This window comes from Nocardia sp. NPDC087230 (assembly GCF_044744725.1).
GTDB classification, from domain to species: Bacteria; Actinomycetota; Actinomycetes; order Mycobacteriales; family Mycobacteriaceae; genus Nocardia; species Nocardia canadensis.
In genome coordinates this window covers 144,742-166,142 of record NZ_JBIUYV010000004.1, presented here as the reverse complement: position 1 = coordinate 166,142, position 21,401 = coordinate 144,742, and the positions used below count along the sequence as shown (strand labels likewise).

Sequence of the window (21,401 nt, the reverse complement as noted above, 5' to 3'; positions counted from 1 at the left end):
CGGCCCCAGATACCACATGATCCTGCCAATCATGAAATTGAGGTCAAGATGAAGCAGCGACCAGGCGCCCGGTCACACGAGGCGCGCGCGCACCGACAACTCCAGCCCGCCGACGTCCACAATCGTGGCTCGGGGGCTATCCCGCTGCATATCTTGTCCGATCACCATCCGGGCGCACACGGTCATCACGACCTGCCGCATCACCCCGCGCCATTGCATCTTGCCGGAGACCACGACGCCGCCGCGTGGCGCAAACGCCGGGTCCTCCTCCTCAACGCCACCTACGAACCGCTCACCGCGCTGTCCGCGCGCCGTGCCGTCGTCCTGCTGATCTGCGCCAAAGCCGACGCGGTCCACGACAACCCCGAAGCCCCGGTCCTGCACTCGGCAGGCGCCGAAGTGGCGATTCCCTCCGTCATCCGGCTGCGCACCTACGTGCGCGTGCCCTACCGCGCCCGGGTGCCGATGACCCGCGCCGCGCTCATGCACCGCGACCGCTATCGCTGCGGCTACTGCGGCGGCAAGGCCGAGACCATCGACCACGTGATCCCGCGCAGCCGCGGCGGCGAGCACTCGTGGGAGAACTGCGTCGCCAGCTGCGCCCCCTGCAATCACCGCAAGGCCGACAAGATGCTCACCGAGCTCGGCTGGACGCTGCGCCACCCCCTGGTCTCCCCCAAGGGACCGCACTGGCGGCTGCTGTCCACCACCGCCGACCTGGATCCGATCTGGTTGCAGTATCTCGGCGAAGGAGCCGCCTGAGTCAGGGGCTCTCGATGACCATCGAGGCCCAGGTCCCCGGTTCCAGCGCCTCGAAGATGTGCGGAAGATCGCCCAGGTAGCGGACGTAATCGCCGGGGCCGATCTCGATGGGCTCGTCCGCCGGGCCGACCAGCGCGCGCCCGGCGGCCAGCACCACGTGCTCGACCACGCCCGGGTTGTGCGGATCGGAGCGGCGGGTATGGCCGGGTTCGGCCGCGATCCGGTAGACATCGCAGCGCGTGTGTGACTGTCCCGCTGCGAGCAAGGTCACTCGATAGTCCGCGTCGGCCGATGGCACCGGCGCGCCCTCGTCGGCGCGGATCACCTGGACATTGGGCCGGGGCGGGTCGAGCAGCCGCGAGAACGGCATCTCCAGCGCGACGCACAGCGCCCACAGGGTTTCCAGACTGGGATTGCCGGTGCCCGATTCCAGTTGCGACAGTGTCGATTTCGCGACGCCGGCCCGGCTCGCGACCTCGGTCAGCGACAAACCAGCGCGCGCGCGTTCGCGGCGCAGCGATGCCGCGATTACCGCTTGGGGTGGTCCGGTCACCGGGTCCTGCCGGTCCATCAACGCCTCCTGGGAGCTGGCGATTTCGCGTTGACTTTACCCACCTGTCGCGTTCAATATGAGAAACATGCGTTCGATATGGCGAACACTCGATCGGCGAACCGTCACCGCCGTGGCCGCGGCCTGCCTGGCCGTCGGCCTCTTCGGCGTGTCCTACGGCGCATCGACGATCGCGGCCGGGTTCCCGGTCTGGATGCCGATCGTGATGGCGGTGACGGTGCTGGCCGGCGGGTCCGAGCTGCTGTTCTTCGGCATCGTCGCGGCGGGCGGTAGCCCGCTCGCCGCCGTCGTCGCCGGACTGCTGCTCAATGCCCGGCACCTGCCCTACGGCCTGTCGGCGCCGGAGGTCTTCGGCCACGGCTGGAAGCGGGTGCTCGGCATCCACGTGCTCAACGACGAGTCGGTGGCGTTCGCGACCGCGCCCGGCGACCAGGAGCGCAAGCGCGCCGCCTACTGGGCCTGCGGCATCGGCGTCGCCCTGAGCTGGCCGCTGGGCGCGACCCTCGGCGCCGCCCTGGGTTCGCTCGTCCCCGACACCTCGGCTCTCGGTCTCGACGCGGTGTTCCCGGTGATCCTGCTCGCGCTCATCCTGCCCGCCCTGCGCGACCGCGCCACCCTGCGCCCGGTCCTGGTCGGCGCCGCACTCGCGGTCGCGGCCGCCCCGTTCGTCCCGGCGGGCCTGCCGGTGCTGATCGCTCTGCTCGGCTTGGTGTTCGCGCTGCGGCCACCGGAGCAGACCGAGAGCCCGGCGGCGCAGCCATGCTGACCTCGGCCGTTCGGCCCGGGCACGCCGATGCGCGGTCGATACCCGCCCGGTCGATCCCCGCGCGTCCCGGCCGCGCGCTCGGATCGCCGAGGGTCGTGCCGACCTGTGCGACCGGCCGGACTCGGCCCGTCTCCCAGCGGCGGTGCCCGTCGTGAACACCCCCTACCTGCTGCCCGCGATGCTCACGCTCGCCGCGGGCACCTACGCGCTGCGGTGGACCGGCCCGGCTCTTCGGCATCGACTTCGCCTGTCGCCCAGGATGATCCATCTTCTCGATACCGGCGCGCTGATTCTGCTCGCGGCGCTGGTCGCGACCGCCACCCTCCCGACCGGGTCCGGCGAACTCGGCATCGCCCTGCCCGCCGGAGTGACGGTCGGGGGCCTCCTCGCGTGGCGCCGTGCGCCGCTGCTCGTCACCGTGCTCGCCGCGGCGGCGACAACCGCCCTCCTCCGACTGGCCGGCGTGCACTGACGCGGCGCCGTCACCCTGTGCTCGACGACCGTGATGCGGCGACTCGCGAGCGTCCACCGACCTGATCGTCACACTGCCGTCGAGTCATGGTCGGCACGGGCCGGCTCGCGCCGCTGCTGGCCACCGTCCCCGAGATTACGGACACGCGCACGTCGACCATCCTGTTCCGGCGCCGCGCGCGCGACCTCGTTGTCGCCGGGAGATGTCCGACCCCACTGGCACCATGTCGCCCGTGACCACGAGCGAACGACCGATGCCGCCCCTGAACGCCGACGAGCGCGCGACCACGGAGGCGTGGCTCGACTTCTACCGCGCGACGCTGGCGCTCAAGTGCCAGGGCCTCGACGACGCCCAGTTGCGCACCGCCGCCGCGCCATCCGCGCTGACCCTGCTCGGCCTGCTCCAGCACATGGCCGAGGTCGAACGTAACTGGTTCCGCCGAGTCCTCGCCGAGGAGCCCGCGCCGCCGATCTACGACCCGCACGCCGATACCGCGGGACACGACGGTGGTTTCGAGCTCACCGACGACTCGTCCTACGACAAGGCCGTCGCGGTCTGGCAAGACGAGATCGCCCATGCCCGCCGCAATTGCGCCGCTCGCGAGCTGGACGACACCAGCCCGTTCCTGGACAGCCGGGTGAGCCTGCGCTGGATCTACACCCACATGATCGCCGAGTACGCCCGCCACTGCGGCCACGCCGATCTGCTGCGCGAGCGCATCGACGGAGCCACGGGCGTCTGAGCCCGGCGCACGACCTCAGCTGGGCGACAGCGGGATCCCCCCACCCAGGCGACGCGCGACGGAGCCGTAACGGGCGTCGAGGCGCAGCCAGGTGCGGGTGGCGCGGACGCGGACCAGTTCGGTGGGCTGGATGCGGCGCGATTCGGTCTTCTCCCCCGCGTGCGGGATGAAGTCCATGGCGGTGAGGGCGAAGACGACCCGCATCGGGACCTCGACCGCGAGGTCGTCGGCGCCGGTGACGGTGAGCACCGACTGGTCCAGCAACGAAGCGGGCGGACCGTGGGCCCCGCCGTGCTCGCGGGCCAGATCGGCACCGCGCTCGGCCAGCTCGACCAGTGCCCGAGCCGGGACGTCGTCGACGTGGGTGAAACCGTCGGCGGGTGGCAGCGCACCGCGCCAGGCCGAGTCCATCGAGTAGCCGAGGTCGATCGGGTGACCGGTGCGCAGACCGGCCAGCACCGTATCGGCGCCGACGGTGACATCGTCGACACCGAGTTCGGCGGTGACCGTGCGCACCGCGAGGGTCTCGAAACCTGTTGCGACCCACGCGGAGACGAGACTGGAACCCCGCCGCCGCAACCGGACCACCGCGGCCGGGTCGAGCCGGATCGCGCGGCTGAGGAAGGTGGCCAGGTTCTCGCGTTCGGCCGGGTCGGGAGCGTGCAGCACCCGCTGTTCGGAGCTCACGGAGGTCAGGCCCGCCACAGGGCCAGGTAGTCGCGTTCGGTGTCGCTGAGCCTGCGCAACCGCTGGGTCTCGATGTCGAACGCGGCGAGCTGGGTGGTGGCGGTGACCGCCGGCGGCGAATCGGGGGCGGCGCCGTTGGCACGCACCTCGTAGCCGATCGTGAAATCGACCGCCCGCAACTGCTTGACCCACATGGCGATGTCGAGCGGGGTGTCCTCGTGCCGCAACTGGCCCCGGTACTTCACGTGCAGGTCGACCAGCACACAACCCTGCCGCCCCATCGACGCCGTCGGCTTGTCGTCGTCGAACAGCCACGGAATCCTGGCCTCTTCCAGCAGCGTCACCATCCGCGCGTGGTTGACGTGCTGGAACACGTCCATGTCCGACCAGCGGATCTCGACCTTGGCGTGAAAGCGCCGGGGCAACACCAGGTTCGTCTCCGGCGCGGCCGTGGCTGTGTTCGGCGAGCTCGTCACCGTGGTACCTCCGATTGGGCGCCCACCCCGCTCACCATGCTCCGCACCTGTCGCGCGGCGACCGACAGTGTGGCGAGGTCGTGGGTCCCGGACTCGAACAATTCCGACAGTGCCGCGCGCGCACGACCCAGCCGGGACTGGTTCTTCGACTCCCAGTATGCAATTTTCTCGTCGGCCGTCTCCTCCGGGTCACCCGCGGAGAGCACATCGAGGGTGAGCGAGCGCAGCGAACCGTACATGTCGTCGCGCAACGCGAGCCGGGCCAGCGCGTGCCAGCGATCGCCGCGTTCGAGGTGACTCACCGCCTCGAGCAGCCAATCGATCTTGAGATGCTCGTTGAGCGCGTAGTACAGCGCACCGACCTCGGTGCCGTCCCGGTCGGCGATGTCGGCGATGTCGACGATGTCGAGCAGTGGGTACAGGCTCAGCAGCCCGAACACCTCGGTCGCCAGCTCGGTCGGCGCGCCACGGGCGATCAGCTCGGCCGCGCCCTGGGTGAGCGAGGTGACATGGTGCCCGCGCAGCCAGCCCGGCACCTGCGGCGCCAGCTCCTGCACCCGCCGGTGGTATCGGTTGATCTCGGCACCCACCGCGATCGGCTGCGGCCGGTTGCTGAGCAGCCAGCGCGAGGCCCGGTCCAGCGTCCGCTTGGACTCCAGCTCCAGCAGATCGCACACACCCGCGGGCGCGTCGGCGCCGCGGATACGCGCCCACACGTCGTGCAGTTCGAAGATCTCGGTGGCCGCGGCGAACGCGCGAACGGTGTCGGAAGTGCTGGCCCCGACTTCCTCGTTGAGCCGGTGCGCGTAGGTGATGCCCGCGTAGTCGACGACTTCGTTGACGATCATCGTGGTGACGATCTCGCGCCGCAGCCGGTGCTTCTTGATCGCGGCGCCGAACCGCTCACGCAGCGGCGTCGGGAAGTACTGCGGCAGCCTGCGCGCGAAGTAGACGCTGTCGGGCAGATCGGTGTCGAGCAGATCGGCCTTGAGCCCGAGCTTGACGTGCGCGAGCAGATTGGCCAGTTCGGGCGAGGTGAGCCCGCGGCCCTCCTCGTCACGCCGCTTCAGTTCGGCCTCGCTCGGCAACGCCTCGAGCTCACGGTCCAGGCCGCGACGCTGCTCGAGATCGTCGATGACACGGCCGTGCACGCTGACCATCTGCGGCGCGTCGGTGCGCGCGATGCCGATCAGCACGTTCTGATCGACGTTGTCCTGCAACACCATCCGCGCGACCTCGTCGGTCATCGAGGCCAGCAGCGGGTTGCGGTCGGCCTGCGCCAGGTCGCCCGAGCTCACCACGCCGTCGAGCAGGACCTTGATGTTGACCTCGTGGTCGGAGCAGTCCACGCCCGCGGAGTTGTCCAGGGCGTCGGTGTTCATCTTGCCGCCGCCCCGGCAGAACTCGATCCGGCCCAGCGCGGTGGCGCCGAGGTTGCCGCCCTCACCGATCACCTTGACCCGCAACTGATTACCGTCGACCCGGACCGCGTCGTTGGACTTGTCGCCCACCTCGGCGTTGGCTTCGGTGCTGGCCTTGACATAGGTGCCGATGCCGCCGTTCCACAACAGCTGCACCGGCGCGAGCAGGATCGCCCGCACCAGTTCCGGCGGCGTGAGCGCCTGCACCGAGTCGGGCAGCCCCAGCGCGAGCCGGGCCTGCGGCGAGATCGGCACCGACTTCACGGTCCGCTCGAACACGCCGCCACCCGCGCTGATCAGCGAGCGGTCGTAGTCGGCCCACGAGGACCGCGGCAGCGCGAACAGCCGCTCGCGCTCGACGTACGAGGTGGCCGCGTCGGGGTTCGGGTCCAGGAAGATGTGGCGGTGGTCGAACGCGGCGACCAGCCGGATGTGGCGCGAGAGCAGCATGCCGTTGCCGAACACGTCACCGCTCATGTCGCCCACGCCGACGACCGTGAAGTCCTGGCTCTGGGTGTCGATGCCCATCTCGCGGAAGTGCCGCTTGACCGCTTCCCACGCGCCCTTGGCGGTGATGCCCATGGCCTTGTGGTCGTAGCCGGCCGAGCCGCCGGAGGCGAAGGCGTCACCGAGCCAGAAGCCGTAGCGGGTCGCCACGTCGTTGGCGATATCGGAGAAGCTGGCGGTGCCCTTGTCGGCGGCGACGACCAGATAGGTGTCGTCGGCGTCGCGGCGGACCACCCGGGCGGGCGGCAGCACCGCGCCGGTGGCCAGATCGACATTGTCGGTCACGTCGAGCAGGCCGGAGATGAAGGTGCGGTAGCAGGCGACCCCCTCGGCGATGCTCGCCTGACGATCGGCGGCGGGGTCACCGGTGGGCGCGGGCGGATTCTTCACCACGAAGCCGCCCTTCGCGCCGACCGGCACGATCACCGCGTTCTTCACCGCCTGCGCCTTCACCAGACCCAGGATCTCGGTGCGGAAGTCCTCGAGCCGGTCCGACCAGCGCAGACCGCCGCGCGCCACCGAGCCGAACCGCAGATGCACGCCCTCGACGCGCGGCGAGTAGACGAAGATCTCGAATTGCGGTCGCGGCTTGGGCAATTCGGCGATCTCGCGCGGTTCCACCTTGAACGAGAAGTAGTCGCGGGGGTGACCTTCGGCGTCGACGACGTAGTAGTTGGTGCGCAGGGTCGCCTTGATCAGGCCGAGGATGGCGCGCAGAATGCGGTCGGCGTCCATGCTGACCACTTCGTCGATGCCCGCCCTGACCTTCGTCTCCAGCTCGGCGGCGGTCTCGGCCGACACGGTGTCGGGATCGAAGCGGGCGGCGAACAGGTCGACGAACGCCCGCGCGACCTCGGGATGGGCCAGCAGCACGCGCGCGATGTTGACCTGGCTGTACGGGAAACCGGCCTGCTGCAGGTACTTCGCGTACGCGCGCAGGATCGCCACCGACCGCCACGGCAGACCGGCCCGCAGCACCAGCTCGTTGAGGCCGTCCGCCTCGGCTCGGCCGTCCCAGACCGCCTCGAAGGCGTCGGTGAACCGAGAGTGCAGCTCGTCCTCGTGGGTGGCCTGCTCGAGCAGTTCGGCGTCGAGATCGCCGCCGAGCGCGTTGCGCAGCAGCTCGGGACGCGCCTGCAGCCCGAAGTCGTAGATCCAGCGCTCGGCACCGCACTCCAGCTGCAGCTGGTAGGGCCGCTCGTCCACCACCTCGACGCCGAGACTCTGCAACACCGGCAGGACCTGGCTCAGCGAGACAGCCGCCCCGGCGATGTAGAGGCTGAAGCGCCACGACCCCGGCGCGGCCTCCGGCTTGCGGTACAGGTGCTGGCCGATGCCGCCCTCGGTGAGCCGTTCCAGCCTGCCGATGTCGGCCAGCGCGCGGACCGGGCCGAAATCCTCCTTGTAGCTTTCCGGGAAGGCCTCCGAATATCGCTTCACCACACCGGGGTCCAGGACGGTGGAGGTGGCGACCTCGTCGTCGATCCGATCGTCCCAGGTGTGGCTGGCCGCGTTCAGCAGGGTCTGCAGGCGCAGCCGATTGTCCTCGGAGGTGTCCGGCGCCGCGGTGGCCTCGGCGGGCAGCATCACGGTGAAATAGACACTGGCGAGCTCGCTTTCGCTCACCCGCGCCGAGTAGTCGATGTCGGCGCCGCCGAGCTCGCGGACCAGGATCTCCTGCATCTGCAGGCGCACCGCGGTGGTGTAGCGATCGCGCGGCAGGTACACCATGCAGGCCACGAACCGGCCGTACCGGTCGCTGCGCAGGAACAGCCGCACCTGCCTGCGCAGGCCCACCCCGAGCACCGCCACCGCGGTGCGGCGCATCGCCTCGGTGTCGGCCGAGAACAGCTCGGTGCGCGGGAACGACTCGATCACCTCGAGCATCGCCTGCCCGGAGAACGAGTCCTTGTCGAATCCGGCCGCCTCGATGGCGGTGCGCACCCTGGTGTTGATGACCGGGATGTCGAGGACGTTCTCGTGCACCGCGCTGACGGTGAACACGCCGATGAACAGGTGGACGCCGACGACGGCGCCCGCGTCGTCCACATCGGCGACGCCGACGAAGTACGGGTACACCGAGCGGTGCACGGTCGCGCGGACCAGGCCCTGGGTGAGCATCAGCAGCGGGCGGTCGCCGCCGTTGATCGGCACCTGGAAGTCGGTGCCGATGTCGGCGCGCAGCACGCCGAGGCTCGCGCCGGCCACCGGGGTGGACACGGTGTGGCCGAGTTCGGTGTCGCGGTGATAGCGCGCGTAACCGAGCAGGGTGAAGTTGCCGCGCGACAGCCAGCGCAGCAGCTCCGCGCACTCGGCCAGATCGGTGGCGGGGAACGGCCCCGTGCCCGCGGCCGCGGTCCGATCGAGCTGGTCGGCCAGGGAGCTCTGCACCCTGGTCATCGCCTCGGTGTCGTCGATCACCTGACGGACGTCGGCGATCACGGTGGGCAGGGTGCGCTCGATGTGATCGAGCTGGGCCCGCCCGGTCGAGGGATGCAGCTGCAGATGCATCCACGACTCCGGCTTGCCGGTCGCGCCGTTGCCGTCCACCTCGTGCGGTGCCGCACTGATCAGGACGCCGTGCGCGTCGCGGGTGACCTCGAAGATCGGGTGGATGACCTCGGTGACGCTCACCTGCATCCGGCTCAGCGCCGCGGTGATCGACTCGACCAGCAGGGGCATGTCGTCGGTGACCAGCTGCGCCGCCGCGCCCATGCCCGACCCGTCGTCGGGATGATAGACCCGCACCAGCGCCGTGTCCGCGGGACGTTCGGCGGCCAATTCCATGTGGCGACGGAAGATCTGGTTGATGCCGGTGACCGGGAAGTCCGCGTCGCCGGCGTCCACGTGTCGGAAGTACGCCCCTTCGAGTGTCGCGAGATCACCGCGCAAGCTCTGCGGTATTCCCGCGGCCCACGCCGCGCTCGACATTTCCGACGAGACCGTCATCGTTTCGCCCACTCCCATGGATTCGGTTCGCTTCGATTCCGCAACTCAGGTGACGCAAATTCGAGACTAGTCGGGGCTCCATGGACACGCGGAGGGAATTTGCGCTTGCCGCGCCGGTAACTTGGCCAACGTTCGGTGAACGCCGCGGAAGGCGCCGCTGCCAGTCGTTTTCGCGCGTTGACGCCGACGGCCCGGCGAGCCGATCATCGTGGATCGTTCCGCCGGGCCGTCGCAGCAAACCCTCGGGATCAGTCCCGGGTGAGCTTGCGGTGGGTCACGCGGTGCGGGCGCGCCGCTTCGGCACCGAGGCGCTCGACCTTGTTCGCCTCGTAGGCCTCGAAGTTGCCCTCGAACCAGAACCACTTGGCGTCGTTGTCGCTGTCGCCCTCCCACGCGAGGATGTGGGTGCAGGTGCGGTCCAGGAACCAGCGGTCGTGGGAGATCACGACGGCGCAGCCGGGGAACTGCTCGAGCGCGTTCTCCAGCGAGCTGAGGGTTTCGACGTCGAGGTCGTTGGTCGGCTCGTCGAGCAGGATCAGGTTGCCGCCCTGCTTGAGGGTCAGTGCGAGGTTCAGGCGGTTGCGCTCACCACCGGAGAGCACCCCGGCCGGCTTCTGCTGGTCCGGGCCCTTGAAGCCGAACGCGCTGACGTAGGCGCGCGAAGGCATCTCCTGGTTGCCGACCTCGATGAAGTCGAGCCCGTCGGAGACGACCTGCCAGACGTTCTTGTTCGGGTCGATGCCCGCGCGGTTCTGGTCGACGTAGCTGAGCTTGACGGTCTCGCCGACCTTCACCTCGCCGCTGTCCGGCGCCTCCAGTCCGACGATGGTCTTGAACAGCGTGGTCTTACCGACACCGTTGGGGCCGATCACGCCGACGATGCCGTTGCGCGGCAGCGTGAAGGACAGGTCCTTGATCAGCTGACGATCGCCGAAGCCCTTGTCCAGGTGCGAGACGTTGACCACGATGTCGCCCAGGCGCGGACCCGCGGGGATCTGGATCTCCTCGAAGTCCAACTTGCGGTGCTTCTCGGCTTCCGCGGCCATCTCCTCGTAGCGACCGAGGCGGGCCTTGTTCTTGGCCTGCCGAGCCTTGGCGCCGGAGCGCACCCAGGCCAGCTCCTCCTTGAGGCGCTTCTGCAGCTTCTGGTCCTTTTTGCCCTGTACCTCGAGCCGCTGGGCCTTCTTCTCCAGGTAGGTGGAGTAGTTGCCCTCGTACGGGTAGGCGCGGCCGCGGTCGAGCTCGAGGATCCACTCGGCGACGTTGTCGAGGAAGTACCGGTCGTGGGTGACGGCCAGCACGGCGCCCGGGTAGGCGGCCAGGTGCTGCTCGAGCCACAGCACGCTCTCGGCGTCGAGGTGGTTGGTCGGCTCGTCGAGCAGCAGCAGGTCGGGCTTGCTCAGCAGCAGCTTGCACAGCGCGACGCGGCGGCGCTCACCACCGGAGAGGTTGGTGACCGGCTCGTCCGGCGGCGGGCAGCGCAGCGCGTCCATGGCCTGCTCGAGCTGGGAATCCACATCCCACGCGTCGGCGTGGTCGAGGAACTCCTGCAGCTTGCCCATCTCGTCCATGAGCTCGTCGGAGTAGTCGGTGGCCATCAGTTCGGCGATCTCGTTGAAGCGATCCAGCTTCACCTTGACCTCACCGAGGCCCTCCTCCACGTTGCCGCGGACGGTCTTCTCCTCGTTGAGCGGCGGCTCCTGCATGAGGATGCCCACGGTGGCGCCGGGCGCGAGGAACGCCTCGCCGTTGTTCGGCCGGTCCAGCCCCGCCATGATCTTCAGCACGGACGACTTACCCGCGCCGTTCGGGCCGACCACACCGATCTTGGCGCCGGGCAGGAAGTTCAGCGTCACGTCGTCGAGAATGACCTTGTCGCCGTGCGCCTTGCGAACCTTGATCATCTGGTAAATGAACTCAGCCATATATGGAAGCCTATCGGTGCGGGTAACGGGGGTGAGATGCGGAGCGGGCCGGTGCCGCGGATGCGACCCTCAGGCGTCGACCCGCTCGGGCGTACCGGAGATCGGCACCGCAACCGGCGATCGCGCCGGGAGGGAATCCGCCGCGGTCGTAGAGGCTACGGCAGTCGGTACCGTCGGCGCATACTCGGCCGCGTCCTGCGCGGGGATCGGTGGTACAGCGCCGCGCCGGTCCGAAATATTCCGCACGGTGTGCGACGCGGAGCGTGCCGCATCGGATCGCCGCACCACCGATGCGCTGCACCGTCCCAGATCAGGGCCGACCGCGACCGCGCGCATCTCCAGATCCCGACGCTCGGTGCCGTCCTTGCCGCGATACGTGCCGTTGTCCACCCATCCCCCGGCCGCGGCGTCGAACCGGCGCGCATTACTCGCCATTCGGAAGGTCACCACCTGTTCGCCGTTGGCGAGATCACGCCGGACCGGATGGGTCACCACTGTGCCGATCACCGTCGCCTGTGCCTCGTACATCGAATCCGCCCCCGCTCGGTCGCTGTTGTGCTGACTTCCCCAGGATGGACTCACCGTCGGCCGAACGGTCGGACGCGGACGCAACTGGGGACAACCTCGACGGTTGTGGAGATATCCTGTGTCAGAGCACGGGGAGTTCGGTGTTCGCCCCGCACAGGACGACGATCGGGCGCACGCCCGGGTCCGGACGATAGACGCCGCTCTGCACCGCGGCCAGCGCGGCGGCGCCCTCCAGTTCGACGACGACGCGGAATTCGCGCCACAGGTACTCCCTGGCCGCGGTGATCGCGTCGTCGGCGACCGACAGGGCGGGCATGCGGTGCCTGCGCGCGATGTCGAAGGCGATCTCGCCCACCCTGGTCGCGCACAGCAACTCGGTGGCCCTGGACTGCGCGTCGATGTCGACCGGCCTGCCCGCGGCCAGCGCGGCCGACAGCGCAGGCGTGTGCTCGGACTCGACGCCGACGATCTGCCTGCGTCTGCCCAGCGCGGCACCGAGGCCGGCGATCAGCCCGCCGCCACCGATCGCGGCCAGCACCGGCGGCCGCCCGCGCACCTGTTCTTCCAGTTCGAGGCCGATCACCCCGGCTCCCGCCACGACGGCGGGCATGTCGTAGGCGTGCAGGTGTTGCGCACCGCGTTCGGCGGCCAATGTCACGGCCCGCAGCTGCGCTTCGGCGTAGCTCGTGCCGTGCCAGAGCACCTCGGCGCCGTGCGCCCACATCGCGGCGACCTTGGTGTGCGGCGCCGACTCCGGCACCACCACCGTGCAGGCCTTGCCCAGCTGCGCGGCGGCCAGCGCGACCGCGATCCCGGCATTGCCGCCGGAGGCGACGACGACATGATCGACATCCTTGCCCGCGGCCAGCAGCGCGTTGAGCGCGCCACGCACCTTGAAGGTGCCACCGTGCTGGAGGAATTCCAGTTTCAGCGAGACCGGCACGGGGCCGTCGGGGCCGTCGACGGTGGTATGGAACACCGGGGTCTTGCGCACCCGGCCCGACAGCCTGCGTCGCGCCGCCCGCACCTCCGTGCGCAGCACACGATGCGGTTCGGTGCGATGTATCGACCCACTCATGGGCGCACCGCATCCACTCACTGACGCACCTCGCCGTCGCGACGCGCCAGCTCGGCGTACATCGCGTTGTAGGCGGTGAGCTCGGCGTCGTTGTCGCGGTCGGCGGCGCGGTCGGTGCGCTTGGCCAGCCGCTGATCGCTGCGCGACCACTGGATCAGCAGCGCCAGCATCACCACGACCAGCGGCACCTCACCACTGGCCCAGGCGAAACTGCCGCCGTTGCGCTGATCGGCGAGCAGGTCGATGTTCCAGCCGAGGCCGAGGGTGCGGTAGAACCAGCCGCCGAGCACGGTGTTCATGCTCATCAGCGCGATGCCGAAGAACGCGTGGAACGGCAGCGTGCCGAACACCATCGCGAGCTTGGTCAGCGGCGCCACCTCGCGCGGCTTGGGATCGATGCCGATCACCACCCAGTAGAACAGGTAGCCGCTGAGCAGGAAGTGCGCGTTCATCATCAGGTGCGCGGCGTGCGAGTCGACGTAGGTGTCGAAGATCCCGCCCAGGTACAGCGCGTAGAACCCGGCGACGAAGATGATCGACGCCACGACCGGCTGGGTCAGGAACCGCGAGACCGGGTTGTGCACGGCGGCCAGGATCCACTCGCGCGGACCCGGCACGCCCTCGCGCCCGGCGGGCGGCAGCGCGCGCAACGCCAGCGTCACCGCGCCACCGAGGGCGAGCAGGATCGGCGCCAGCATCGACAACGCCATGTGCGCGCCCATGTGCACGCTGAACATCGCCGGCGCGTACCGGCCGACACCCGAGGACGTGGCCAGCAGCAGCACCAGACAGCCGCTGCACCAGGCGATGGTCCGCCCGACCGGCCAGGCGTCGCCGCGCTTGCGCAGGCGATACACGCCGAGCAGGTAGAGCGCGGCGAGCACGATCGCGAGGGTCCCGAAGATCAGGTCGAAGCGCCAGTCGAACAGCAGTCTGCCCACGGTCGGCGGCCCGGCCAGGGTGTAGCCGAGCTCGACCTCCACCGGCGTCGGGATCGAGGTGGGCGGCGGGGGCGGGGTGCGCCCGAGGCCGACAGCCAGGCCGATGGTGGCCGCGAAGATCAGCATCTCCACCCCGGCGAAGCGGATCAGCGCCCGGCGGTCGCGCGGATCGGCGGCGAGCGCGGGCAGCGCGGCCCGGCGCTGCAGGTAGCCGAGCACACCGAGGACGAGCAGCGCCGCCGCCTTGGCCAGCACCAGCTTGCCGTAGGTCGTGCCGAACAGCTCCGACGCGGGCAGCCGGACCCAGGCGTTGACCACGCCGCTGAGGCCGATCACCACGAACGCGATGGTCGCGGCGACCGAGAACCGCCGGGCAGCGACATCGGTCCCCGCGCCTCCGCGCAGCGCGTGCGCGAGCACCGCGATCAGACCGCCGACCCAGACCGCGGCCGCCACCATGTGCAGGATCAGCGAGTTGGTGGCCACATCGTGGGCACCGCCGGAGGACGAGTGCCCGGTCAGCGCGAGCGGCATCATGGTGATCAGCGAGCCGGCCAGCAGCAGCGGCGTCCAGCCCCAGCGCAGCGCCAGGCGACACCCGATGGCGACGATCAGCGCGAACAGCGTCGTGGTGCGCCAGGCACCGGCGACCTCGACCTGGGCGATCACCGGCCACAGCACCTCGGGCCGCCAGATGTCACCGACCGGCTGCCCGGTCGTATCCGAGACGGTCAGTGGCACCAGCAGCGCCGCGCAGCCCGCCCAGACCAGCGCGGCGTCGGCGGCCCGGCGCACCGCGCGGTAGCCGCCGGCCTCGAGTAGTCCGCTGTCGCGGGGCGGCAGCAGGAACGCGGCGAACAACAGCGAGCCGACGGTCATCGCGGCGGCCAGATCGGCCACCGCCCGCAGCGCGGGCAAGCCATATGTTGTCAACGGCCCCGGATCGGGTATACCCAGCAGACTGAGGGCCTGCGCCGCCGACAACCCGACCACGATCGCCGCGACGACCGCGGCCATCGCCCCGGCGACGACGCTCAGCACCCCGAACGTCGCGCTGTTGCCTGTCGGCGCAGCCCGACCCGCTTCCACCGGTGGCGCGCCGTCCACGGCGGGTCCAGCGGAGGGGTGCTGCGATAACGACATGACAACGAGGGTAGTTCGACCTGCCCCGGGCCGACCCGATGGGGCATCGCTGCCGACGACCCCAGCACTCCTGCTGGTCGGTCGCTATACTTTTCGCGCTGGACACCGGCGCCGAGTTCGGCCAAGGTGGATGCCACTGCCTCCGTAGCTCAGTTGGATAGAGCAAGGGCCTTCTAATCCCTAGGTCGCAGGTTCGATTCCTGCCGGGGGCGCAGATCGGCCCTGACCTGCATGTATTCCAGGTCAGGGCCGCACATGGCCCAGGGCGCCATCCGCGCCGGGCAGGGATTCCCGCGTCCAGCGGATCACCATCCTTCTTTCTTCCCCATTCCGGCTGTTCAGCCGATCCCCCACACCGTTCGTCGTGCCACCGCGCGCTCTTCACGACCGACGCGGATCCCGAATACCCACCCCGAAGGGAGCGAAATCTCATGAGCACCAACGGAATTACCGCCGGTACCGAGCGCGCGATCATCGAGGACCTGCTCGACCGCAATCGCGCCGCGCTCATCGCGACCGCGCGCGGTCTGTCCGAGGCCGATGCCCGCCGGCGACTCGTGACCTCGCTGACGACGCCTATCTCGTTGATCAAGCACGCGGCCGCGGCCGAGCGGATCTGGTTCCAGCGGTTCTGGGCGGGACTGGACGAAGCCGACTGCGACGGGTACTCGCGCCGTGACGAGGGCACCTTCACGGTGGGCGAGGACGAGTCGCTGGCCGAGGTCATCGCCGAGTTCGAGCGGGCGAGCGGGCGGTCACGGGAGATCGCATCCGGCTTCGACCTCGACGACACGAAGGTGAATCCTCGCGAGGGCGAGGTGAGCATGCGGTGGACGCTATTGGCGATGATCCAGGAGTTCGCCCGGCACGCGGGTCACGGCGATATTCTGCGTGAGCAGATCGACGCGTCGCCGAACGCGTGAACGCGGGCACCCGCCACGGTCGCGCCGACGCTCTCGATGTGGATAATCGAACGTATGTGCGAATCCATCCGGCCCTATCTGCGTGCCGGCGTATGGACCGAACCGTCGCCGCGCTTCTGCCCGAACGGGCACCGGCTCGGGGCCGGGCGCGCGCTGGTCGTCGCGATGCCGTGCCGACGGATCGGCGGCCATCACCGGGTCCACACCTGCCTGGCGTGCGGCGCCGTCACCTACAGCCCGCCCGCCCACAACGACTGCGAGCACTGAGCTGTCCACGTGCCGGCGGGCCGCCCCTGAGCCACCGGGGCGACCAGTCCGCACGCGGTCTCAGTGCGAGTAGTCCCGGAACGTCATGACGCCGCCGACCACGACGATGATCGCCGTGAGGACGTAGACCGTGACGCGTATCCACGTCGGACCGTAGTAACTGACCGCCATCGACGCACCGAGCGCCGCGAGAATCATCACCACCCCGTAGAACGGCGTGCGCTGCTCCCTGTCAACCATTCCTCCAGTGTCCGCCGACGACGCGGCGGTGCCAATGCCCTCAACAGGGCGAACAGCCGACCGCCCGGTCACCGGGGCCGACGGGCACGATCAGCGCGCACCGCCGACGGCGACGCCGGGCGCGGGCAACCGCATCCGCTCGACCGTGGGGACGGGGAACCACCGGTCGGCAGCGGCCGAGGCCGACGCGGGCCTGCGCAGATGGACGCGCCGCCATGCCCGCGCGAACAGCGCCATCGCGGCGGCGAGGGTCACCACCACCGCGCCGATCGCCAGCCCGAGCGACACCGTCACGGCCGTGCCCTCGCGCCCCGCACCGCTGCGATAGATCAGCACCGCCGCCGCCACCGGCCCGGCCATTCCCCCCGCGGCGGCGCTGAGCAGCAACGCGCCGGTGACCAGCTCGACCACCCGCAGCGGCCGCCGCGTCCGCACCCGTACGGCCCGGTGGCTTCCTCCCAGCGAACCCCATGATCTCCCGACCAACGCCACAGCCAGCCCCTTCCGCTCCTCTGCCCACACCTGCATATGAACCGGACACTGCACGGTATACCGCTGCTCGGACGCACAACGAAATCGACACCGAACAGTTGCCGAGTCGGACATCAGCAACCATGCAGCGATTCAGCGGGCGCGCCGGCGGACCGGCATCGAGACGGCCTCGGTACCTCGCCCACGCCGGTGCGATGACAGCGACACGCCCGGGTACGGGTACCCTTCCCCCTCATGTGGATCATTCTCGCCATTTCCGTGGTCAGCTCCGTGATCATTGCGATCCTGTTCGCCACCGGCTTCCCGGAGCACTGACTCGACGGGATAGCCGTCCCTTAGCTATCCGGCCTCGTTCGTGGAATGTGGTGAGAAGATGGCTGGGTGCCGAACAGTAGCCAGCCCAGTGCGCGGTCCGACGACGGCCGCTCGTTCGTAGTCGCCGACGCCACCGACAGCGCGCTGGTCGCCGGTTCGCTGGCCGTGATCGTCGCGGCCGAGCGCCGACAGCTCGTCCTCGTCGAGGAGCGGTCGGAGACGACCCCGGTTCGGCTGCGTGGCCGGCTGATCGGCGAGCTCAACGACGACGGCATCGACGTGCGCGCGGGCTACGCGTTCACCGACGGCACGGTCGAACTGGTCGACGCCGAGACCGTCCAGACACTGCACGACACGACCGGCGCGCTGCTCGATGTCGGGGTGAACCTCACCCCGCCGGGCGGTCCGGCCCGGCTGCTGCCCAAGCGATTCAACCGGCACACCTTCTGGTGCGGGCAGAGCGGATCCGGCAAGACCTACGCGCTCGGGGTCGTGCTCGAGCAGGTCATCGCGCACACCGCGTTGCCGGTGGTGATCTTCGACCCCAATTCCGATTTCGTCCGGCTCGGCGAGGTCTCCCCCGGCGCCACCGGCCCCACCGCGGACGCGTTGCGCGAACGCGACATCCGGGTGCTGCGCCCGCATTCCGCGCAGCCGCTGCGGGCTCGGTTCACCGCGCTGCCGCTGAGTTCCAAGGCCGCGATCCTGCGGATCGATCCGATCGCCGACCGCGAGGAATTCAACGAGCTGATCCACCTCGCCGACGAGCTCGCCGCCGCCGAACTCGATGTCACCCTGCCCACCCTGCGCAAGTCGGCATCGACGGCTCAGCGGCGGCTGGCGATGCGCATCGAGAACCTGGGGCTGCACGAGTGGGAGGTGTGGGCCCGCGCCGACCGCGCGGTCACCGAGGTCGTCGACGAACGGCCCGACGCGACCGTCCTCGACCTGGGCGGATTCTCCACCGCCGCACAGCAACTCGTGGTCGCGCTGGCCCTGCTCGACGACCTGTGGGCGCGCCGCGAAGAGCGGCGCCCGATCCTGCTCGTCATCGACGAGGCGCACAATCTGGCCTCGCCCCGCCAGGATTCACCGATCGCGATCGCGGTGCGCGAGCGACTGATCCAGATCGCCGCCGAGGGACGTAAATTCGGGCTGTGGCTGCTGTTGTCGACGCAGCGTCCGTCGAAGGTCCACCCCGGCATCATCTCCCAGTGCGACAATCTCGCGCTGATGAAGATGACTTCCCCGGTCGACCTCGCCGAGCTCGGCACCTACTTCGGCTACGCGCCGTCGGCCCTGCTCGACCGCTCCCCGTGGTTCCGCCAGGGCGAGGCCCTGTTCGCGGGCGGTTTCGTCCCGGCGCCCGCGCTGGTGAAGGTGAACACGCGGCTCACCCCCGAGGGCGGCAGCGACGTCGGGGTGCCACTGCGCTGAGCAGTGACGATCGCGGGCGTTTTCGTCCGGATCACGGTGGGGCCGCCTAGAGTTGACTGATTGTGCGGGGCGATGCGGAGGGGGACGGCCGAGTTGCCCTCGCGATGCGCCGTTGCGTGTTCCGTCGCCGCACGCCGAGCACGTTCGGGGTGTATTGGAAGCTGGCGCGGGCCGGGTTCAAGCGCCAGGCCCAATACAAACTGGCGATGTTCGCCGGGCTGTTCACCAACTGCGTGTTCGGTTTCGTCCGGGCGGCGGTGATGGTGGCCGCCGTCCGCGCGGCGGGCGATTTCGGCGGCTACGACGAGGGCACCATCGGCGCCTACGTGTGGCTGTCGCAGGCCCTGCTCGGCGCGACGCAGTTCATGGGACCACCGATCGACCTGGTGGACCGGATCAAGTCCGGTGACGTCGCGATCGATTTCCTGCGCCCGGTCGACGTCCAGCTGAGCTATCTGGCCACCGACATGGGCCGGGCCGCCTGCACGTTCCTGCCGCGCGGGGTGCCGAGCATCGTCATCGGCGCCGCGACCTTCGGGCTGTCGATGCCGACGACGCCGGTGGCCTACCTGCTCGGCCTGATCAGCGTGCTACTGGCGGTGGCACTGTCGTTCCTGTGTCTGTTCGCGGTCGCGCTGATCGGTTTCTGGGTGGTGGAGATCCGCGGCATCCGGGTGCTGTATCAGATCGTCGGTACTTTCCTGGCCGGGCTCTTCGTCCCGGTCCACATGTTTCCCGACTGGTTGCGGACGATCGCGCTGGCTACCCCGTTTCCCTCCATCCTCCAGTCACCGATCGATACGCTGTCCGGGCGGGTCGCCGGGATGGACGCCTTGCTCACCGTTGCGGCGCAAGGCTTCTGGGTGCTGGTGATCGGACTGCTCGGCAGGGTGTTGCTGCGTGCGGGACAACGCAGGTTGGAGGTACAGGGTGGCTGAACCGGATTCCGCGCGCATCGTGGCCGGGACCTGGTTCACCCCCTATCTCGCAGTATTGCGTTCGCGTGTGAAAGCACAGCAGGTGTACCGGCTCTCGTTCGCCACCGAGGTGTTCAGCGCCTTCCTGATCGGCCTGGTCGAGTTCGCCGAGGTGTGGGTCATCTTCCACAACGTCGGCACGCTCGGCGGCCTGGACACCAACGCGGCGCTGCTGCTGTTCGGGCTGTCCAACACCTCGTTCGCGCTGGCCCAGGTGCTGGTCGGGCATCTGGACTCGCTGCCCGCGATGATCAGGATGGGCACTCTGGACGCCTATCACCTGCGCCCGCAACCGCTGCTGCTGCAATTGATCACCAGCGACATCTCACTGCGCAGGCTCGCGCGCGCCGCTGTCGCGGTGATCGTGCTCGGGGTGGGGTTGTGGCGCAACGAAATCGACTGGGGCATCGCCCCGGTTACCTTGATCGTGATCACCCTGATCAGTGGAATTGCCCTGTTCTGTGGCCTTTTCGTATGCGCAGCGGGACTACAGTTCTTCCTGATAGACGGCGCCGAGCTCACCAACAGCTTCACCTACGGCGGATCCTTCGCCGCGATGCAGCCCGCTTCGGTGTTCCCCGCGCCGCTGAAGCTGTTGTTCGGGTTCGCGATTCCCGTCGCGTTCACCGCCTACGTGCCGACGATAGCGCTGCTGGGTCTCCCCGGACCGCCGCTGTTGCCCGCGTGGTCGGCCTGGTTGACACCGGTGGCGGCGGCATGGGTGTGGTTACTGGCCTTCGCAGCGTGGCGGATCGGAACGAGGCACTATCAGGGAGGAGGGGGATAACGATGGACGAGCACAGCTCGGCGGAGCCGATCATCGACATCGACGACCTCACCCGGCAGTTCACGGTCTACCGCAAGAACGGCAGCCGCTGGCGCAGACACCGGGACACCATCACCGCGGTCGACCGGATGAGCTTCCGGATCGAACGCGGTTCCGCGGTCGGCTACATCGGCGCCAACGGCGCGGGCAAGTCGACGACGATCAAGATGCTCACCGGCATCCTGGTACCGACCACCGGCAGCGTGCGCACCTGCGGCCTGGAACCGGTGCGCCAGCGCAGGGAACTGGCCGCGCGGATCGGCGTCGTGTTCGGGCAGCGCTCGCAGCTGTGGTGGGATCTGCCGCTGCACGAGTCGTTCTCGATCCTGGCGGCCATCCATCGCCTCGATCCCGACATCGCCGACAAGCGCACCCACGAACTGGTCGAGCAGCTCGAGATGGCCGACACCCTCGACACGCCGGTGCGCCAGCTCTCGCTCGGCCAGCGCATGCGCGCGGAAGTGGCCGCCGCGCTGCTGCATTCGCCGGAACTGGTGATCCTGGACGAGCCGACGATCGGCCTGGACGTGCTGTCCAAGCAGCGACTACGCGAGTTCCTGCGGGCCGAGCGGATCGAACGCGGCACCACGCTGCTGCTCACCACGCACGACATGGGCGATATCGAGCGGCTCTGCGACCGCGTCCTGGTGGTCGATCACGGCAGGCTGGTGTACGACGGTTCACTGGCCGGGCTCGGCGCCACCGTCGGCGCGCGCCGGGTGCTGGTGGTCGACTTGGCCGCGCCCACGCCGGATCTCGACGATCTGCCGTGCGGCGCCCAACTGCTGTCCAGCGAGGCGGGCGGCATGCGCCAGCGGCTGGCCTTCGACGCCGAGCACACCACGGCGGCGGCTTTACTGGCCGCGGTGTCGGACCGGGCGCAGGTGCGCGACTTATCGATCGAGGAGCCGGGCATCGAGGACGTGGTGCGCCGGATCTACGAGTCGGCGCGCTGA

The 21,401-nt window shown here is 69.5% G+C and carries 20 protein-coding genes and 1 tRNA gene; 11 read left to right on the top strand and 10 right to left on the bottom strand.

From position 1 onward, the window contains the following. Window positions 1–48: 48 nt before the first annotated feature. Entirely contained in the window at window positions 49–762 is a 714-nt protein-coding gene (locus ACIO52_RS16365) for an HNH endonuclease (RefSeq protein WP_255588610.1), read from the top strand. Window position 763: 1 nt separating this feature from the next. Here the strand turns inward: ACIO52_RS16365 and ACIO52_RS16360 are convergent, their stop codons facing one another. After that, complete coding sequence (locus ACIO52_RS16360; protein ID WP_218721521.1) at window positions 764–1,333, bottom strand: helix-turn-helix domain-containing protein; 570 nt, start codon at window positions 1,331–1,333, stop codon at window positions 764–766. Between the two features lie 67 nt (window positions 1,334–1,400). Here ACIO52_RS16360 and ACIO52_RS16355 point away from each other — a divergent pair, with 67 nt between their 5' ends. The 3 genes from ACIO52_RS16355 to ACIO52_RS16345 all read left to right on the top strand — a co-directional run bounded on the left by ACIO52_RS16355 (window position 1,401) and on the right by ACIO52_RS16345 (window position 3,313). After that, the gene (locus ACIO52_RS16355; protein WP_218721522.1) at window positions 1,401–2,099 is read left to right on the top strand and encodes an AzlC family ABC transporter permease; all 699 of its coding nucleotides are present in this window, start codon (window positions 1,401–1,403) and stop codon (window positions 2,097–2,099) included. A 151-nt stretch (window positions 2,100–2,250) separates the two neighbouring features. Beyond that, window positions 2,251–2,571 (top strand): AzlD domain-containing protein, encoded by a 321-nt coding sequence (locus tag ACIO52_RS16350; protein WP_308248671.1) that lies wholly within the window; start codon window positions 2,251–2,253, stop codon window positions 2,569–2,571. A gap of 232 nt (window positions 2,572–2,803) precedes the next feature. Next, window positions 2,804–3,313, top strand: a complete 510-nt coding sequence (locus ACIO52_RS16345) for a DinB family protein (protein ID WP_308248672.1) — start codon at window positions 2,804–2,806, stop codon at window positions 3,311–3,313. Window positions 3,314–3,328: 15 nt separating this feature from the next. On the opposite strand, the gene ACIO52_RS16340 is transcribed toward ACIO52_RS16345, so the two are convergent. The 7 genes from ACIO52_RS16340 to ACIO52_RS16310 form a co-directional block, all read right to left on the bottom strand. Continuing rightward, a complete protein-coding gene (locus tag ACIO52_RS16340) occupies window positions 3,329–4,000 on the bottom strand; it encodes a hypothetical protein (RefSeq protein WP_218721523.1) in 672 nt (223 codons plus the stop codon). Window positions 4,001–4,005: 5 nt separating this feature from the next. Next, window positions 4,006–4,431 (bottom strand): thioesterase family protein, encoded by a 426-nt coding sequence (locus ACIO52_RS16335; protein WP_342800792.1) that lies wholly within the window; start codon window positions 4,429–4,431, stop codon window positions 4,006–4,008. Window positions 4,432–4,472: 41 nt separating this feature from the next. Continuing rightward, window positions 4,473–9,353, bottom strand: a complete 4,881-nt coding sequence (locus ACIO52_RS16330) for an NAD-glutamate dehydrogenase (RefSeq protein ID WP_218721525.1) — start codon at window positions 9,351–9,353, stop codon at window positions 4,473–4,475. A 248-nt stretch (window positions 9,354–9,601) separates the two neighbouring features. Continuing rightward, window positions 9,602–11,278: an energy-dependent translational throttle protein EttA gene (ettA, locus tag ACIO52_RS16325; RefSeq protein ID WP_218721526.1), complete on the bottom strand. Its 1,677-nt coding sequence runs from the start codon at window positions 11,276–11,278 to the stop codon at window positions 9,602–9,604. Window positions 11,279–11,347: 69 nt separating this feature from the next. Beyond that, on the bottom strand, window positions 11,348–11,806 hold the full coding sequence (locus ACIO52_RS16320; RefSeq protein WP_255588611.1) for a single-stranded DNA-binding protein: 459 nt from the start codon (window positions 11,804–11,806) through the stop codon (window positions 11,348–11,350). 121 nt (window positions 11,807–11,927) lie between these two features. Then, window positions 11,928–12,884, bottom strand: coding sequence for a serine/threonine dehydratase (locus ACIO52_RS16315; RefSeq protein ID WP_218721527.1), 957 nt, complete (start codon window positions 12,882–12,884; stop codon window positions 11,928–11,930). Between the two features lie 17 nt (window positions 12,885–12,901). Then, complete coding sequence (locus ACIO52_RS16310; RefSeq protein WP_218721528.1) at window positions 12,902–14,968, bottom strand: cytochrome c oxidase assembly protein; 2,067 nt, start codon at window positions 14,966–14,968, stop codon at window positions 12,902–12,904. A 138-nt stretch (window positions 14,969–15,106) separates the two neighbouring features. Here ACIO52_RS16310 and ACIO52_RS16305 point away from each other — a divergent pair. The 3 genes from ACIO52_RS16305 (at window position 15,107) to ACIO52_RS16295 (ending at window position 16,158) form a co-directional block, all read left to right on the top strand. Beyond that, window positions 15,107–15,180 (top strand) — tRNA-Arg (locus ACIO52_RS16305). Window positions 15,181–15,399: 219 nt separating this feature from the next. Beyond that, window positions 15,400–15,891 carry a DinB family protein gene (locus tag ACIO52_RS16300; RefSeq protein ID WP_316573834.1) on the top strand — a complete coding sequence of 164 codons (492 nt, stop codon included), beginning with the start codon at window positions 15,400–15,402 and terminating at the stop codon, window positions 15,889–15,891. Window positions 15,892–15,945: 54 nt separating this feature from the next. Next, window positions 15,946–16,158 carry a hypothetical protein gene (locus ACIO52_RS16295; RefSeq protein ID WP_218720840.1) on the top strand — a complete coding sequence of 71 codons (213 nt, stop codon included), beginning with the start codon at window positions 15,946–15,948 and terminating at the stop codon, window positions 16,156–16,158. 60 nt (window positions 16,159–16,218) lie between these two features. On the opposite strand, the gene ACIO52_RS16290 is transcribed toward ACIO52_RS16295, so the two are convergent. After that, window positions 16,219–16,398, bottom strand: coding sequence for a hypothetical protein (locus ACIO52_RS16290; protein WP_218720841.1), 180 nt, complete (start codon window positions 16,396–16,398; stop codon window positions 16,219–16,221). Between the two features lie 90 nt (window positions 16,399–16,488). Continuing rightward, a complete protein-coding gene (locus tag ACIO52_RS16285) occupies window positions 16,489–16,833 on the bottom strand; it encodes a hypothetical protein (RefSeq protein WP_218720842.1) in 345 nt (114 codons plus the stop codon). Between the two features lie 438 nt (window positions 16,834–17,271). On the opposite strand from ACIO52_RS16285, the gene ACIO52_RS16280 reads away from it, so the two are divergent. The 4 genes from ACIO52_RS16280 to ACIO52_RS16265 all read left to right on the top strand — a co-directional run bounded on the left by ACIO52_RS16280 (window position 17,272) and on the right by ACIO52_RS16265 (window position 21,401). Next, complete coding sequence (locus ACIO52_RS16280; RefSeq protein WP_218720843.1) at window positions 17,272–18,642, top strand: ATP-binding protein; 1,371 nt, start codon at window positions 17,272–17,274, stop codon at window positions 18,640–18,642. A 149-nt stretch (window positions 18,643–18,791) separates the two neighbouring features. Beyond that, window positions 18,792–19,580 (top strand): ABC transporter permease, encoded by a 789-nt coding sequence (locus ACIO52_RS16275; RefSeq protein WP_402644639.1) that lies wholly within the window; start codon window positions 18,792–18,794, stop codon window positions 19,578–19,580. After that, entirely contained in the window at window positions 19,573–20,406 is an 834-nt protein-coding gene (locus tag ACIO52_RS16270) for an ABC transporter permease (RefSeq protein WP_218720845.1), read from the top strand. The genes ACIO52_RS16275 and ACIO52_RS16270 overlap by 8 nt, the downstream gene beginning before the upstream one ends. 2 nt (window positions 20,407–20,408) lie before the next feature. Continuing rightward, the gene (locus ACIO52_RS16265; RefSeq protein WP_218720846.1) at window positions 20,409–21,401 is read left to right on the top strand and encodes an ATP-binding cassette domain-containing protein; all 993 of its coding nucleotides are present in this window, start codon (window positions 20,409–20,411) and stop codon (window positions 21,399–21,401) included.

Bases quoted from the DNA above. Each gene is read 5' to 3' on its own strand.
- ACIO52_RS16365 (WP_255588610.1), top strand. From the start codon at position 49: ATGAAGCAGCGACCAGGCGCCCGGTCACACGAGGCGCGCGCGCACCGA.
- ACIO52_RS16360 (WP_218721521.1), bottom strand. From the start codon at position 1,333: ATGGACCGGCAGGACCCGGTGACCGGACCACCCCAAGCGGTAATCGCG.
- ACIO52_RS16355 (WP_218721522.1), top strand. From the start codon at position 1,401: ATGCGTTCGATATGGCGAACACTCGATCGGCGAACCGTCACCGCCGTG.
- ACIO52_RS16330 (WP_218721525.1), bottom strand. From the start codon at position 9,353: ATGACGGTCTCGTCGGAAATGTCGAGCGCGGCGTGGGCCGCGGGAATA.
- ettA (WP_218721526.1), bottom strand. From the start codon at position 11,278: ATGGCTGAGTTCATTTACCAGATGATCAAGGTTCGCAAGGCGCACGGC.
- ACIO52_RS16320 (WP_255588611.1), bottom strand. From the start codon at position 11,806: ATGTACGAGGCACAGGCGACGGTGATCGGCACAGTGGTGACCCATCCG.
- ACIO52_RS16315 (WP_218721527.1), bottom strand. From the start codon at position 12,884: ATGAGTGGGTCGATACATCGCACCGAACCGCATCGTGTGCTGCGCACG.
- ACIO52_RS16310 (WP_218721528.1), bottom strand. From the start codon at position 14,968: ATGTCGTTATCGCAGCACCCCTCCGCTGGACCCGCCGTGGACGGCGCG.
- ACIO52_RS16300 (WP_316573834.1), top strand. From the start codon at position 15,400: ATGAGCACCAACGGAATTACCGCCGGTACCGAGCGCGCGATCATCGAG.
- ACIO52_RS16295 (WP_218720840.1), top strand. From the start codon at position 15,946: ATGTGCGAATCCATCCGGCCCTATCTGCGTGCCGGCGTATGGACCGAA.
- ACIO52_RS16290 (WP_218720841.1), bottom strand. From the start codon at position 16,398: ATGGTTGACAGGGAGCAGCGCACGCCGTTCTACGGGGTGGTGATGATT.
- ACIO52_RS16265 (WP_218720846.1), top strand. From the start codon at position 20,409: ATGGACGAGCACAGCTCGGCGGAGCCGATCATCGACATCGACGACCTC.